The sequence below is a fragment of the Micromonospora sp. NPDC050187 genome (assembly GCF_044459745.1).
In the GTDB taxonomy this organism is placed as follows: domain Bacteria; phylum Actinomycetota; class Actinomycetes; order Mycobacteriales; family Micromonosporaceae; genus Micromonospora.
This window is the reverse complement of sequence record NZ_JBITJH010000003.1, coordinates 100,980-114,154: the sequence shown is the minus strand read 5'-3', so window position 1 is coordinate 114,154 and position 13,175 is coordinate 100,980. Positions and strand designations below refer to the sequence as shown.

Here is a 13,175-nt window from a genome sequence, read left to right as displayed (position 1 = left end):
CGGAGTGTTGCACAGACGATGTTCGTCGTCTAGGCTCCCGGCAGCGACGAATTACGTCACTATGAGTTGGAGCGAGATGGCATCGAAGAGCTCGATCGAGAAGGATCGCAGCATCATCCGGGAACTCGTCCAGGACCCGAGGCAGACAAACGTCGCGTTGGCGGCGAAGGTCGGCCTCTCCGAAGGTTCGGTGCGACGGCGGGTGGAACGGCTCGTCACCGAGGGACAGCTGCAGTTCGCCGCGATCCCCAGTGCCGCCTTCATGGGCCGGCCGGTGCACACACTCTTCGAGATCCAGAGCGCTCCCGGTGCCACAGAGCGGCTCATCGACAAGCTCGCGGGCATGCCGGAGATCGCGTACGTCTACCACGTGACCGGCCAGTTCGACATCATCGCGGTCGGCTACTTCGCCTCCAGCAACGCCATGCGCCGGTTCTGGACCGAGCGGCTGGGCCACCTCGACGGGGTGATGGAGAGCCGGTCGGTGATGGTGCTGCGGGTCGCCAAGCGGGCCCACGAGTGGGCGCGCGACATCGCCGTCACCGGCGACGAGGAGTCCGCCTGGGATGCGGACTCGGACCCTGGCGTGCCCGGTTCGGATACCTGACCAGACCGGAGAAACAAGCCATGCTGCGCATCACGCTGATCCGCCTGTTATCGGTTATTCCGGTCCTGCTCGGGATCTCGGTGATCTCGTTCCTGGTGATCCGCATGATCCCCGGCGACGTGATCAGCTCGATCATGGGCCAGGACTTCGGCGACCCCGCGATCGAGGCGGAGATGCGCCGCTACTTCGGGCTCGACATGCCCGTGTACGAGCAGTTCCTGAGGTGGTTGGGTGCCCTCGTCCAGGGCGACCTCGGCACCTCGATGCGCACCGGCCAGCCGGTGCTGGAAGAGATCATGCAGCGCTTCCCGTCCACGCTGCTGCTGGCGGTGTCGGCGCTGCTGGTCTCGATCCTGATCTCCATCCCGTTCGGCGTGCTCAGCGCCACCAAGCGCAACGGGCTGCTCGACGCGAGCACCCGGGTCGCCTCGCTGATCGGGTTGTCGCTGCCCAACTTCTGGCTGGGCATCCTGCTGGTGTACGTCTTCTCGGTCTCGCTGGGCTGGCTGCCGTCGCAGGGCGCGGGCGAGGGTGAGGGCTTCTGGGGCAGCCTGAAGTACCTCATCCTCCCCTCGGTGACCCTGGGCGCCAGCCTCGCGGCGATCAGCATGCGGATGACCCGGTCGAGCATGCTGGAGGTCCTCAACCAGGACTACGTCCGTACCGCCCGCGCCAAGGGGCTGGGCGAACGCGCGGTCATGGTCCGGCACGCGCTGCGCAACTCGCTGATCCCGGTGGTGACGGTGCTGGGCATCCAGGCGGGGGCGCTGCTGGGTGGCACCGTCATCGTGGAGCAGGTCTTCGCCTGGCCGGGGCTGGGCACGATGGTCATCCGGGGCATCAGTCAGCGCGACTACCCGGTCGTCCAGGGCACCCTGCTCTTCCTGGCCTTCTTCTACGTCGTGGTCAATCTCCTCGTGGACCTCATCTACACCTACCTGGATCCGAGGTTGCGCAGTGGTCACTGAAGTGGTTCCCCCGCAGACATCCCCGATCAGGACCGGACGTCGCGGCGGTCAGCTGCTGCGGCTGATCATGCGGGACAAGGTGGGCGCGATCGGGCTGGTCATCGTGGTGGTGATGACCGCAGCCGCGGCCCTCGCCCCGCTGATCGCGCCCTACGACCCGACCGCCATGTCCAACCAGCGGCTCGCCCCGCCCGGCGGGGACTTCCTGCTCGGCGCCGACGAGGCCGGGCGTGACCTGCTCAGCCGGGCCCTCTACGGCGCACGCACCTCGCTGACGGTCAGCCTGATCGTGGTCACCTGCGCCGGGGCCATCGGCGTCCTGCTGGGGCTGCTCGCCGGCTTCTACCGGGGCGTCCTCGACGCGATCATCACCCCGGCGACCGACATCATGTTCTCCTTCCCCACCCTGCTGCTGGCCCTCGCGGTGGTGGCCGCCCGGGGCCCCGGCACGGAGAACCTCATCCTGGCCCTGGTCATCGTCTTCATCCCCAGCTTCGCCCGGATCGTGCGCGGCACCGCGATGTCGGTCCGCCGGGAGCCGTACGTCGAGTCGGGGCAGGCGGTCGGGTTGAGCAACACCCGCCTCATCCTGAAGTACATCCTGCCCAACTCCATCGCCCCGATCGCGGTGCAGTTCACCACGAGCCTCGCCTACGCGATCCTGATCGAGGCGTCGCTGGGCTACCTCGGGCTCGGGGTGCAGCCACCCCAGCCGTCCTGGGGATCGATGCTCTCCAGCGGCAAGTCCTTCATGGAGATGTCGGTCTGGCCGTCGGTCGTGCCCGGTGTCTGCATCATGATCGCCGTCCTCGGGTTCAACCTGCTGGGCGACACCCTCCGCGACGTCCTCGACCCGCGACTGCGGGGCCGATCCGGTCGCTGACCCGCAAGGAGCACGCGCGTGGAATCCATCGACGACCACCTGGTTCGCCGCCTCACCGGGTGGTCGGCGGGCCAGCCCCTGCCCGAGGATCCCTCCCCGGACGTCGACGTCGACCCGGGGTTGCTGCTGGACCACCTCGACGCCCAGATCCAGAGCCGCCACCTCGACCTCGCGCTGCGGTGGTTGCAGTCCCGGCAGGAGGGCTTCTACACGATCGGGTCCAGCGGCCACGAGAGCAACGCCGCGGTCGCGCTGGCGCTCCGCCCGACCGATCCGGCGCTGCTGCACTACCGGTCCGGCGGCTTCTACGCCGCGCGGGCCGGTCAGGTGCCCGGGTCCACCCCGATCACGGACGTGCTGCACTCGGCCGCCGCGTCCCGGCAGGACCCGATCTCCGGTGGACGGCACAAGGTCTTCGGCCACCGGGCCCTCAACATCATCCCGCAGACCTCGACGATCGCCTCCCACCTGCCCCGGGCGATGGGCCTGGCGTTCGCGCTCGACCGGGGCACCACCGACACCGGCTACCCGGCCGATGCCCTGGTGGTGTGCAGCTTCGGCGACGCGTCGGCCAACCACTCCACCGCCGCAGGCGCGTTGAACGCCGTGGGCTACAGCGCCCACCAGGGGATCCCGATGCCGCTGCTGTTCGTCTGCGAGGACAACGGCATCGGGATCAGCACCCGCTCCCCACGCGGCTGGGTCCGGCGGATGCTGTCGGCGCTGCCCGGCATCGACTACGCGCACGCCGACGGCACCGATCCCGCTCGCCTGCTGGCCGTCGCGGCCGAGGTGGCGCACCAGGTGCGGACCCGACGACGCCCGGCCGTGCTGCACCTGGGCACCGTACGGTTCATGGGCCACGCCGGCTCGGACGCGGAACTGGCCTACCGCAGCCAGGCGGAGATCCTCGCCGACTACGCCCGCGACCCGATCCTCGCCACGGCGGCGCTGCTCGCCCGACGTCGGATCCTGAGCCCCGCCGAGAGCCTCGCCCGCTACGAGCACGCCCGCAAGCTGGTGATGGACCAGGCCGAGTCGATGCTGGGCCGGGTCGACCGGCTGGCCGACCCGGCGGCGGTGACCGCCCCGCTGACCGCCCGTCGGGTGAAGCAGGTCAGCGCAGCCGCACGGCGCGTCGGCTCCGGCCGGGAGCGGGTGTTCGGCGGACGGCTACCCGAGGCCCGTGGCCCGCTCACCCTGGCCCAGTCGATCAACGCCGCGCTGCACGACGCGCTGCTCACCTGGCCGCAGGCGCAGGTCTTCGGCGAGGACGTGGCCCGCAAGGGCGGCGTCTACGGCGCCACCCGGGGGCTGCGGAAGGCGTTCGGCGCGAACCGGGTCTTCGACACGCTCCTCGACGAGCAGACCATCCTCGGGGTGGCGCTCGGTGGCGCCCTCGCCGGTACCCTGCCGATCCCGGAGATCCAGTACCTCGCCTACCTGCACAACGCCGAGGACCAACTGCGCGGCGAGGCCGCCTCGCTGCGCTTCTTCTCGGCCGGGCAGTACGCCAACGGCATGGTGGTGCGAATCGCCGGCCTGGCCTACCAGAAGGGGTTCGGCGGACACTTCCACAACGACAACTCGGTGGCGGTGCTGCGGGACATCCCCGGCCTGGCCCTGGCGGTCGCCTCGCACCCGGCCACCGCTCCGGCCCTGCTCCGCCAGTGCCTCGCGCTGGCCGAGCAGGAGGGGCGGGTGTGCGTCTTCCTCGAACCGATCGCCCTCTACCACCGGCGGGACCTGCACGCCGACGGCGACGGCGGCTGGCTGGCCCGCTATCCGGAGTCGGCACGGTGGGCCGCCACCGAGAACCCGCTGGGCCAGGTCCGGACGGTCCGCGAGGGCACCGACCTGGCGATGGTCACCTTCGGCAACGGCGTCCCGATGAGCCTGCGGGTGGCCGGTGAGCTGGCCCGGGACGGCATCGGCACCCGCGTCGTCGACCTCCAGTGGCTCGCGCCGCTGCCGACGGTGAGCATGCGCGCCGCGCTCGACGGCGTCTCGCGGGTCCTGGTCGTCGACGAGACCCGCACCAGCGGTGGTGTCTCCGAGGCCGTGGTGGCCGCCCTGGTCGACGCCGGCTTCACCGGCCGGATCGCCCGGGTGAACAGCGTCGACAGCTACGTGCCGCTCGGCCCCGCCGCCGACCAGGTCCTGCTCCGCGAGGAACACGTACGGGCGGCCGCCCGCGCCCTGCTCGCCTGACCCTCGGGGCTGCGGCTGCTTCCCGGCCCGCCGTTCGCGTGACATGTCCGATCGACCCACCCCACCACTCCCTACCCCCTTGCGGTTGTCGCCCTGTGCATGGGGCAGCTCGACAGGGAGGGACCAGGGACATGTCTCCAGCAGGGCGGTGCGGAACCGTCCCCACCGGCACGGACGACACGGCGGCGGCCCACCCGATGTTCGGGTGGGCCGCCGGTCGACACTGCGGGTCAGTACCCCAGGTCCGGTTGCCGCTTCGTGCCGGCCAGTTCCTCGCCCGCGAGATAGCGGTCGAGGTTGGCGCAGAAGTCGGCGCAGAGCCGTTGCAGGTTGCCGGAGCCCCGGAACGAGGTGTGCGGGGTGATCGTCGTGTTCGGCAGGCTCCACAGCCGGTGGTCCGCCGGCAGCGGCTCCTCCTCGAACACGTCGAGCACGGCACCGGCGATCCGTCCCTGGTGCATGGCGTCGACGAGCGCGTCCTCCACGACCAGCGCGCCCCGCCCCACGTTGACCAGGACCGCCGTCTCCTTCATGGCCGCGAAGCGCTCGGCGTCGAAGAAGTACCGGTTCTCCGTGGTCAGCGGCATGGCCAGCACCACGGAGTCGGCTTCGGGCAGCAGCGCGAGGTGGTCGGCGTACGCTTCCACCCGCTCGAACCCCTCGGCGGGTGCGCCGGTGCGGTTGACCCCGATCACGGTGGCCCCCAGGGCCCGGGCCCGCCAGGCCACCTCACGTCCGATGCCGCCGGTGCCGAAGACCACCATGGTGCTGCCGATGACGTCGCGGGCGACGATCCGGACCCACTCCCGGCGCTCCTGCGCCGCACCGAGCGCGGGGAACGCCCGGAAGTGCATCAGCACCGCGCCGACGACGTACTCGGCGATCGGCACGTTGTAGGAGTTGGGCGACCGGGTGTAGACCAGTCCCTCGGCGAGGCGGCGCTGCATGATGTCGCCGCCCACCCAGTCGAAGCCGGCGGCGGTGATCTGGACCCAGCGCAGCCGGTCGCACTTGCCCAGCAGTTCGTCGAACGTGTCCTCGTTCATCGCGCTGCGCAGGATCACCTCGGCGTCGAGCCACTCCTCGCGTACCGGCTCGTCGTCCGGGACGGGCGTGAACCGGCAGTGCGGGTAACGCTCGCGCAGCTGGGGCAGCAGGTCGGCCAGGTTCGGGGTGAGCAGGACGTGCGGTCCCCGGCCGTCGACGGTCATGACGACTCCTGCGCACGCTTCCGGTTGTTGTACGTCACGCCGCCCTTGGCCCAGTTGTCGTACGAGACCTCGTAGAGGATGACGTGGGTGTTCTCGCGCGGCGAGCCGTACTTGACCAGCACGTCGGTCAGCTCGGCGATGATCGCTTCCTTGGTTTCCTGGTCGCGCTTGCCGATCTCGGCACGGATGATTGCCATGGTCGTCAGTTCCCCTTCGGTGCGGTGGCCCCGACGAAGTCGGGGTTGCGGGAGTACTCGGCCTTGACGGCCAGGTAGGCGAAGGCGTGCGCGACACCGGTGCGTAGCACCCCGTCGAAGACCTCACGGGCAGCGTCGACGTCGCCGTTGTAGTAGTGCCAGTTGCCCAGGCCGTAGCCCTGGGTGACGGTCTTCAGGCTGTTGCCGTCGCACATCGCCCAGAGCTGCTCGGGGGTGATGTCGCCGGTGTAGAGGCGCATCCGGCCCTCGTAGCCGACCAGGTGGTCCTCCTCGACGAGGGCGATCTCGCGGAACCGGTCGAGCACCTGCTCGGCCTCGTCCGGCCGGCCGAGCCGGCGCAGCGCCATGTACTGCCAGTCCTGCGACGCCACCAGACCCTCCTGGTGCCGGGCCGACCGCTCGGCCTCCCGGAAGCTGGGCAGGCAGCCCTCCAGGTCGCCGGCGAGGTACTGGGCGACGCCCAGGTGGTACCAGACGGAGGTGTGCAGGGTGGTGTTGTACCGGTCCAGGGCCTGCGGGTCGGCGGCGGCCTCGGTCTCGGTGAGGTGCTGCGGCCGGACCTGCTCGGGGCGGCCGAGAATCAGGCTGACGACGTCCTTCTCCACCTCGGGCTGGTACATCTCGTACTCTTCCTCGACGCCGGCCAGCCCGTCGGCGGCGGCGCGCAGGTCCTCGATCGCACCGGCGTAGTCGCCGGTCGAGATCCGCCGATGGCCCCGGAAGCGCAGCAGCCGAGGGCTGTTCGGCTCCAGTTCGAGCGCCTCGGTGAGCAGGGCCACGGACTCGTCGTGCTTGTTCAGGTAGCCCTTGAGCCGGGCGGCGATGACATAGCGGTGGGTCAGCGGTACGGACGTCATGGGGCTGCCTTTCGTGGTGGGGGTGGTGGCGGGGGCGCCCGCGGGATCGGCGCCCCCCCCACGGCTCCTCATCGGTCGAGCCAGATGTTCCGGTAGAAGCGGTAGGTCGGGGTCGGGTCGCCCTGGTAGCCCATGACGTCCTTCTGCACGACGTCGAAGTCCGCGTTCAGGAAGGTCATGGCCACCGGACCACGCTCGGCGAGGATCTTCTCGGCCTGCTGGTAGAGCTCGCCGCGCTTCTTCTTGTCCAGCTCGGAGCGGGCCTGCACGATCAGGTTCTCGTACTCCGGGTCGCTCCAGCCGCCGTAGTTCAGCCCGCCGCCGGCGAGGAAGCTCGCGCTGAACCGCTCGTCCGGGTCGTAGGTCAGGCCGAAGCCGGACTGGTACATGTCGAAGTCGGCGGCCTTCGTCTTCGAGTCGGCGATGGTGGACTCCACCGACTCGATGGTCACCTTGATGCCGATCTTGGCGAGTTGCTGCTGCTCCACCTCGGCCGAACGCACCTGGAACGCCGACGTGGCGATCACCATGAGCTTGGCCTCGAAGCCGTTCGGGTACCCCGCCTCGGCCAGCAGCGCCTTGGCCTTCTCGATGTCGGGCTTGTCGTAGATCGGCTCGGTCACCGCACCGAACCGGTCCGGCGGCAGGTAACCCGCGTTGAGCGCGGTCCCGAAGCCGGAGTTGGCCACGTTCAGGATCTCCTGACGGTCGAGCGCCAGGTAGATGGCCTGCCGGACCTTCACGTTGTCGTACGGGGCCTTGGAGGTGTTGAGCCGCACGTGCAGGGAGAGCGAGCCGGAGCCGCCGTACCACTTGAGTTTCTCGTCGCGCTTCAGCGCGTCGATGAACTCGGGCGCGGGACGCCAGAGGAAGTCGACGGTGCCGCTACGGATCGCCGCAGCGCGCGCGTTGTCGTCCGGGTTGAAGGTGAAGTCCAGCCCGTCGAGGTAGGGGACGCCCTGTTCCCAGTACTTGTCGTGCTTGTCGAGCTTGATCGCCTGGCCGGTGACCCGGGAGGCGATCTTGAATGGGCCACTGCCGCCGTCGACGCTGCCGTTGAGCCCACCCGCCGCCTCGGCCACCGTGCGGTCCACCACGGACGAGGCGGCGGTGGAGAGCAGGGTCAGGATGGCCGCGTTCGGCTTCGCCAGCTTCATCTCGACGGTCCGCTCGTCAGGCGCCTCGACCGAGGTGATGCCCTCGTAGCTGCGCGCCCGCGGGGCCCGGGTGGCCGGGTCCTTGATCCGCTCGATGGAGTACTTCACGTCGGCCGCGGTCACCTTGCGCCCGCTGTGGAAGAAGGCGTTGTCGCGGAGCTTGAACGTCAGGGACGTCCCGTCCGCGCTCTGCTCCCACGACTCGGCGATCGCCGGCTTGATCTCGCCCCGGTACGACTGCACCAGCGACTCGTAGATCTGCTCGTTGATGACGAAGGCCGAGGTCTCCGACATCCGGTGCGGGTCGAGCTCGTTGGCGTCCAGCCGGATCATGATCCGGAGCCGCCCACCGGACTTCGGGGTGCCGGCCTGCGTCTCGTCCTCCAGGCGGACGTTGCTGCTCAGGCCGTCGTTGGAGCTGCTGCCGCCGTTGCTGTTCGGAGGCTCACCGCCTCCGGAGCAACCGGCCGCGAGCGCCGCGACGACGCCCACCGCCAGCACTCTGGTGAAAATTCGGGTTCGCATGGGTCTCCTTGGCTGGTGTCACGATCGCGCTAAAGGTCAGCCGGCTTCCATGCCTCCCCAAAAACCCGAAGCCAGTTGCCACCGAGAATCTTGATCACGTCCTCCGGCGAGAAACCGCCGGCCAGCAGTGCCTCGGTGAAGTTGGGGAACTGCGAGGCGTCGTCCATGCCGATCGCCCGTCGCTCGTTCCATCCAAAGTCACCGAGCAGGTTCTGTTGTTCCTTGGAGTTGGACTGGGCGATGGCCTTCAACTGCGCGGCCCGCATCGGCTCGGTCCACGTCTCGTCGTAGTCGGTGGCGATGGCGACGTGGTCGACGCCGGCCACCTCCACCACGCGGCTGACGTGCTCCACGAAGCGGGCCAGATCCGGACGCCGGGACGGGTCCTCCGGGTAGTACAGGAACCCTGACAGGGTGGTGATGCCCATGACGCCGCCCTGCTCGGCCATCCGACGCAGGTACGCGTCGGACTTGGCCCGGATGTGCGGCGACATCGCGTCGCAGAACGAGTGGGTGACGACGACCGGCTTGTCGGAGGCGTCCATCGCGTCCAGGCCGGTGCGCTCGCCACAGTGTGAGACGTCGACCAGGATGCCCAACTCGTCCATCGCCTGGACGAAGCGGCGACCCCGGTGGGTCAGACCGGAGTCGGTCTCCTCGCCGCAACCGGCACCGAGCAGGTTCTGCCGCTGGTAGGTCAGCTGCAGGATGCGGATGCCGAGGTCGTAGAAGGTGCCCAGCAGGTCGAGGTCGACACCGATCATCTCGGTGTCCTGCGGGCCGAGGATGACGGCTTCCTTGCCCTCGGCCTTGGCCCGCTCGATGTCGGCGACCGTCAGCGCCAGCAGCACCCGGTCGGAGTGCTCGTCGATCCACCGACGGCACCGGTTCACCTCCCGCAGGGCGGTGACCGTGTCCGCGTACGGCCTGGTGACCGTGTGGTTGACGGCGGTGACACCCCCACGCCGGATCCGGTCGAGGTGGGCGTCGCTGAGCTCGATGACCGTGCTTCCGTCCACCACGGTGGCAGCGGCGTGCAGCTCGGTCGACGAGTGGACGGGACGTTCCGGGGCGGCAGTGTTCACGTCATCTCCAGGATCATCGGAAGATGCTGGGACTCTACGAGAACTGTTCGTTGCTGTCCATAGATCCTCGGGAACTCGTCACCTGACGGCTCAACTCTGACGAATTTCGTCGCTAACGCCGGCCCATACCCGCTCTCGGCGACCAGCCGGGCACGAATGCCGCAGAACGATCGGTACAAGCCGCAAATCGCAGAGAACCCGCGATGAGGACGGAGCACCCGAAGAGGGATGACCAGCTTCAGCCCCGGACCCGCGTGGCGACGTCCCGACGGACGCCAATCCGACGCTCCGCGTCCGTAGCGAATCGGCCGGAGACTTGCGAAGGTAGATACCGTGGCTGACCTGGCCGACGCACTACGCGCGAACTTCGCCTCCTGCGGCGTGTTCTTCCGGGACACCACCCTGCCGGAGGCCGTGCTGGCCAGGTACCGTCCGGGTCTGCTCCTGCGTGAGCCGACGTTCTGCGACGTCTCGCACCGGGCGGGCGGATTCGTCGCCCCGCACCGGTACCTTGTCTTCTCCGCCAACGCCCGCGTGCTGCCCGACGCCGAGGGCTGGGGCCTGTGCCTGTGGCCGCGCGGTCGGATCTTCAAGGTCCTCGACCAGGTCAGCGACGGACGGTACGCCCAGGTCACGCTCCTGGAGATCCCGGAGCACCTGATCGAGGTCTTCCTCACCGCCGAGCCCAACACCATCGAGCGGGCGTACGCCGGGCACGGTCGCGACCTCTTCGAGGAACTGCGGAACGCGCCGCCCGTTCCGGAACTCGACACCGACCGGTGGCGTGATCGGCTCACCTACCCGGTGGGCGTCGACGACGAGGGCCGCTACTTCCCGCTCTACCGGCCCGGGGGATACCGCTCGGACGGGAACGGTCCACCCCTCGTCCACGCCGTCCGGCACCTGACGCACACCCTGCTCGACGCGGGTGCGTACGCCGACGCGGAGGCTCAGGTACGCGCGGCGGTCGAGGCCGCGCGGCCGTTCGCGGACCGCTCTCCCGAGACGCTCGCCGCGCTCCTGGTCACCCAGTCCGACCTGCACATCCGGATGGCGGACCACCGGGCGGCCGAGACCGACCTGCACGAGGCGTTCCACCTGTACCGACGCCTCGACGAGGACCGGCTGCCCGTCGCCGACGTGCTGAGCAGCCTGGGCCACCTCTACCAGTCCACCGGCGACGACGCCGCGGCCGAGCGGCACCACCTGCACTCGCTCGGGATCCGGCGACGGGTCGCGGGCGAGCGTGACGTCACCGTCATCCCGACGCTCGTCTCGCTCGGCGCGCTCTGCGAGGGGCAGAACCGTTTTCCGGAGGCACGGCAGTGGCTCGCCGAGGCGCGGGACATCGCCCGCGAAACCGGTCATCCCGAGAGTCCCGTACTGCTCAACAACCTCGCCCGGCTGCACCAGGCGACCGGGCAGTTCGAGGCCGCGGAGCGCGACCTGTGCAGCGCCCTGGCCAACCTGGCACCCGAGAGCCGGGGGACACAACAGCTCACCCTGCTGGCGAACCTGGCAGAGGTGCGCGCCGCACGGGGGCAGGCAACCGAGGCCCTGCGCCTGCTGACCGAGGTAATCGCGCGGCATCGGGAGACCGTGGAGCAGTTCGGCTCGTTCGCCTCCGAGGAACAGCGGCTCGCCATGCTGCGGGTCGCCCGGAACAGGTTGGCACAGTACGTCTCGCTGGTCCTGGCGTCCTTCTCCGACCAGCCCGAACACGTCCGACGGCTGGCTGACCTGATCCTGGACTGGAAGGGTCTCGGGATCGACGCGTTGGCCCGGGACCGGGATGCCCTCGCGAGCGGCGGTCACCCGCAGTTACGCCCGATGCTCGACGAACTCGGCCGGCTGCGGGCCTGGATCGCGCGGCGTCGGCTGGACGGCCCGGACCCGCGTGACCCGCACGGGTCCGCAGAGGAACTCCGGCGGGCCACCTGGCAGCTCCGGGAGTTGGAGAAGGCGCTCGCCCGCGCGCTGTCCGTGGCCCGCACCGACCGACCGTCCGCAGTCGACGCCACGGCCGTCGCGCGGGCCACCCCGAGCCGCGCGGTGACCGTCGAGTTCCTCCGGTACGCGCCGTTCGACTTCCACGCCGTACGCAGCCAGGGCGACCGTCCGTGGCAGCCACACCGGTACCTGGCGGTGGTACTCACGCCGGCACGTCCCGACCAGCCGGTCCTGGTCGACCTCGGTGCCGCACGCACGATCGACGAGCTTGTCGCGGGCGTACGCACCCAGTTGACCGGATACCGCGAACACCCGGCCGACGGGCGTGCCGACGCGGCCGAACGGCTCCACGACGCGGTGTTCGAGCCGTTGCGCGCCGCCATCGGAGACAGTCGGCGCCTCCTCCTGGCACCCGACGGCGAGCTGCTGCGTCTGCCCTTCGAGGTGCTGCCCGACCGGAACGGTGGGCGGCTGATCGACGGGTACACCATCTCGTACCTCACCGCCGCGCGCGACCTGCTCCGGCTGCGCGCCGCCGCACGCCCCACCACCGGGCCGCCCCTGGTCGTGGCCGCCCCTGACTTCGACCTCGGCGGGGTGCCGTCGGTACGACGGCCGCTGCTACCGCTGGAGGGCGCGCGGCAGGAGGGCGAAGTCGTCGGTCGACTGCTCGGCGCCCCGCCCAGTCTCGCCGGCGAGGCGACGAAGACCCTGGTCAAACGCACCTCCTCGCCCCTCGTCCTCCACTTCGCCACCCACGGTTTCGTGCTCCGGCACCAGCCTCCGCTGCCGCCGGAGGAGTTCACTCCGGGCATGACGATCCGCCCTGCGGACCCGGACCGGGAGATGCTGGTGCTCAACGGCATCCTGGCCACGCCGACCGCCTTCGTCCCCGCCGAGGACAACTTCGCCCGGCTCACCGGCAAGGGGCTGGCGAATCCGCTGCTGCGCACCGGGCTCGCCCTGGCCGGTGCCAACACCTGGTTGGAGGGAGACGAGGCACCTCCCGCCGCCGGCAACGGCATCCTGACCGCGCTGGAGGTGACCGAACTGACGCTGGCCGGCACCGAACTCGTCGTCCTCTCCGCGTGTGACACCGGACTGGGTGACGTGGAGCCGGGCGAGGGAGTCCTCGGGTTGCGCCGCTCGTTCCTCATCGCGGGGGCCCGTACCCTCGTGATGAGTCTGTGGAAGGTGCCAGACGAACCGATCCGGCACCTCATGGAACAGTTCTACCGTCTGCTGCGGGACGGCCGGTCACGCGTCGAGGCACTCCGCGAGGCACAGCTGCTGACCAGGGAGTCCTGGCCCGCTCCTCGCCACTGGGGCGCGTTCGTCTGTCAGGGCGACGATGGGCCGCTGCCAGGACTGCCACCGGCCGTCCTGGATTCCGAGGGCTGATCCCGCCGTAGCCAGTTCGTGAGGGTCCGTCTCGGCCGGCGAACCACCCCTGCGACTTCACTGGCGACACGGCTGGTACGTCCCCTGCCACCGGATAATCCA

Annotated in this window: 10 protein-coding genes; 5 read left to right on the top strand and 5 right to left on the bottom strand. The window is 70.0% G+C overall.

The genetic code is table 11. The annotated features are described in order from the left end of the window. Positions 1 to 76: 76 nt before the first annotated feature. The 4 genes from ACIBJE_RS06360 to ACIBJE_RS06345 are packed head-to-tail and all read left to right on the top strand — an operon-like array spanning position 77 to position 4,669. Positions 77 to 607: an Lrp/AsnC family transcriptional regulator gene (locus tag ACIBJE_RS06360; RefSeq protein ID WP_396743786.1), complete on the top strand. Its 531-nt coding sequence runs from the start codon at positions 77 to 79 to the stop codon at positions 605 to 607. A 20-nt stretch (positions 608 to 627) separates the two neighbouring features. After that, positions 628 to 1,575 carry a nickel ABC transporter permease gene (nikB, locus tag ACIBJE_RS06355; RefSeq protein WP_088982628.1) on the top strand — a complete coding sequence of 316 codons (948 nt, stop codon included), beginning with the start codon at positions 628 to 630 and terminating at the stop codon, positions 1,573 to 1,575. After that, complete coding sequence (locus tag ACIBJE_RS06350; RefSeq protein WP_396743782.1) at positions 1,565 to 2,458, top strand: ABC transporter permease; 894 nt, start codon at positions 1,565 to 1,567, stop codon at positions 2,456 to 2,458. Before nikB ends, ACIBJE_RS06350 begins: the two co-directional genes overlap by 11 nt. Positions 2,459 to 2,485: 27 nt before the next feature. Beyond that, positions 2,486 to 4,669 (top strand): thiamine pyrophosphate-dependent enzyme, encoded by a 2,184-nt coding sequence (locus ACIBJE_RS06345; RefSeq protein ID WP_396744536.1) that lies wholly within the window; start codon positions 2,486 to 2,488, stop codon positions 4,667 to 4,669. A 230-nt stretch (positions 4,670 to 4,899) separates the two neighbouring features. Here the strand turns inward: ACIBJE_RS06345 and ACIBJE_RS06340 are convergent, their stop codons facing one another. The 5 genes from ACIBJE_RS06340 to ACIBJE_RS06320 form a co-directional block, all read right to left on the bottom strand. Further along, entirely contained in the window at positions 4,900 to 5,880 is a 981-nt protein-coding gene (locus tag ACIBJE_RS06340; RefSeq protein WP_396743780.1) for a D-2-hydroxyacid dehydrogenase, read from the bottom strand. Next, the gene (locus tag ACIBJE_RS06335) at positions 5,877 to 6,077 is read right to left on the bottom strand and encodes a 4-oxalocrotonate tautomerase family protein (RefSeq protein WP_396743777.1); all 201 of its coding nucleotides are present in this window, start codon (positions 6,075 to 6,077) and stop codon (positions 5,877 to 5,879) included. The genes ACIBJE_RS06340 and ACIBJE_RS06335 overlap by 4 nt, the downstream gene beginning before the upstream one ends. A 5-nt stretch (positions 6,078 to 6,082) precedes the next feature. Further along, positions 6,083 to 6,955, bottom strand: a complete 873-nt coding sequence (locus ACIBJE_RS06330) for a tetratricopeptide repeat protein (RefSeq protein ID WP_396743774.1) — start codon at positions 6,953 to 6,955, stop codon at positions 6,083 to 6,085. A 68-nt stretch (positions 6,956 to 7,023) separates the two neighbouring features. After that, positions 7,024 to 8,637 (bottom strand): ABC transporter substrate-binding protein, encoded by a 1,614-nt coding sequence (locus ACIBJE_RS06325; protein ID WP_396743771.1) that lies wholly within the window; start codon positions 8,635 to 8,637, stop codon positions 7,024 to 7,026. Between the two features lie 29 nt (positions 8,638 to 8,666). Continuing rightward, positions 8,667 to 9,722 (bottom strand): dipeptidase, encoded by a 1,056-nt coding sequence (locus tag ACIBJE_RS06320; RefSeq protein ID WP_396743768.1) that lies wholly within the window; start codon positions 9,720 to 9,722, stop codon positions 8,667 to 8,669. A gap of 333 nt (positions 9,723 to 10,055) precedes the next feature. Between ACIBJE_RS06320 and ACIBJE_RS06315 the strand changes: the two genes are divergently transcribed. Then, entirely contained in the window at positions 10,056 to 13,073 is a 3,018-nt protein-coding gene (locus ACIBJE_RS06315; protein WP_396743765.1) for a CHAT domain-containing protein, read from the top strand. Positions 13,074 to 13,175: the final 102 nt, after the last annotated feature.

What these genes read in the sequence shown, in the direction of transcription:
- ACIBJE_RS06340 (WP_396743780.1), bottom strand. Translation starts at nt 5,880, where the DNA reads ATGACCGTCGACGGCCGGGGACCGCACGTCCTGCTCACCCCGAACCTG.
- ACIBJE_RS06330 (WP_396743774.1), bottom strand. Translation starts at nt 6,955, where the DNA reads ATGACGTCCGTACCGCTGACCCACCGCTATGTCATCGCCGCCCGGCTC.
- nikB (WP_088982628.1), top strand. Translation starts at nt 628, where the DNA reads ATGCTGCGCATCACGCTGATCCGCCTGTTATCGGTTATTCCGGTCCTG.
- ACIBJE_RS06325 (WP_396743771.1), bottom strand. Translation starts at nt 8,637, where the DNA reads ATGCGAACCCGAATTTTCACCAGAGTGCTGGCGGTGGGCGTCGTCGCG.
- ACIBJE_RS06335 (WP_396743777.1), bottom strand. Translation starts at nt 6,077, where the DNA reads ATGGCAATCATCCGTGCCGAGATCGGCAAGCGCGACCAGGAAACCAAG.
- ACIBJE_RS06360 (WP_396743786.1), top strand. Translation starts at nt 77, where the DNA reads ATGGCATCGAAGAGCTCGATCGAGAAGGATCGCAGCATCATCCGGGAA.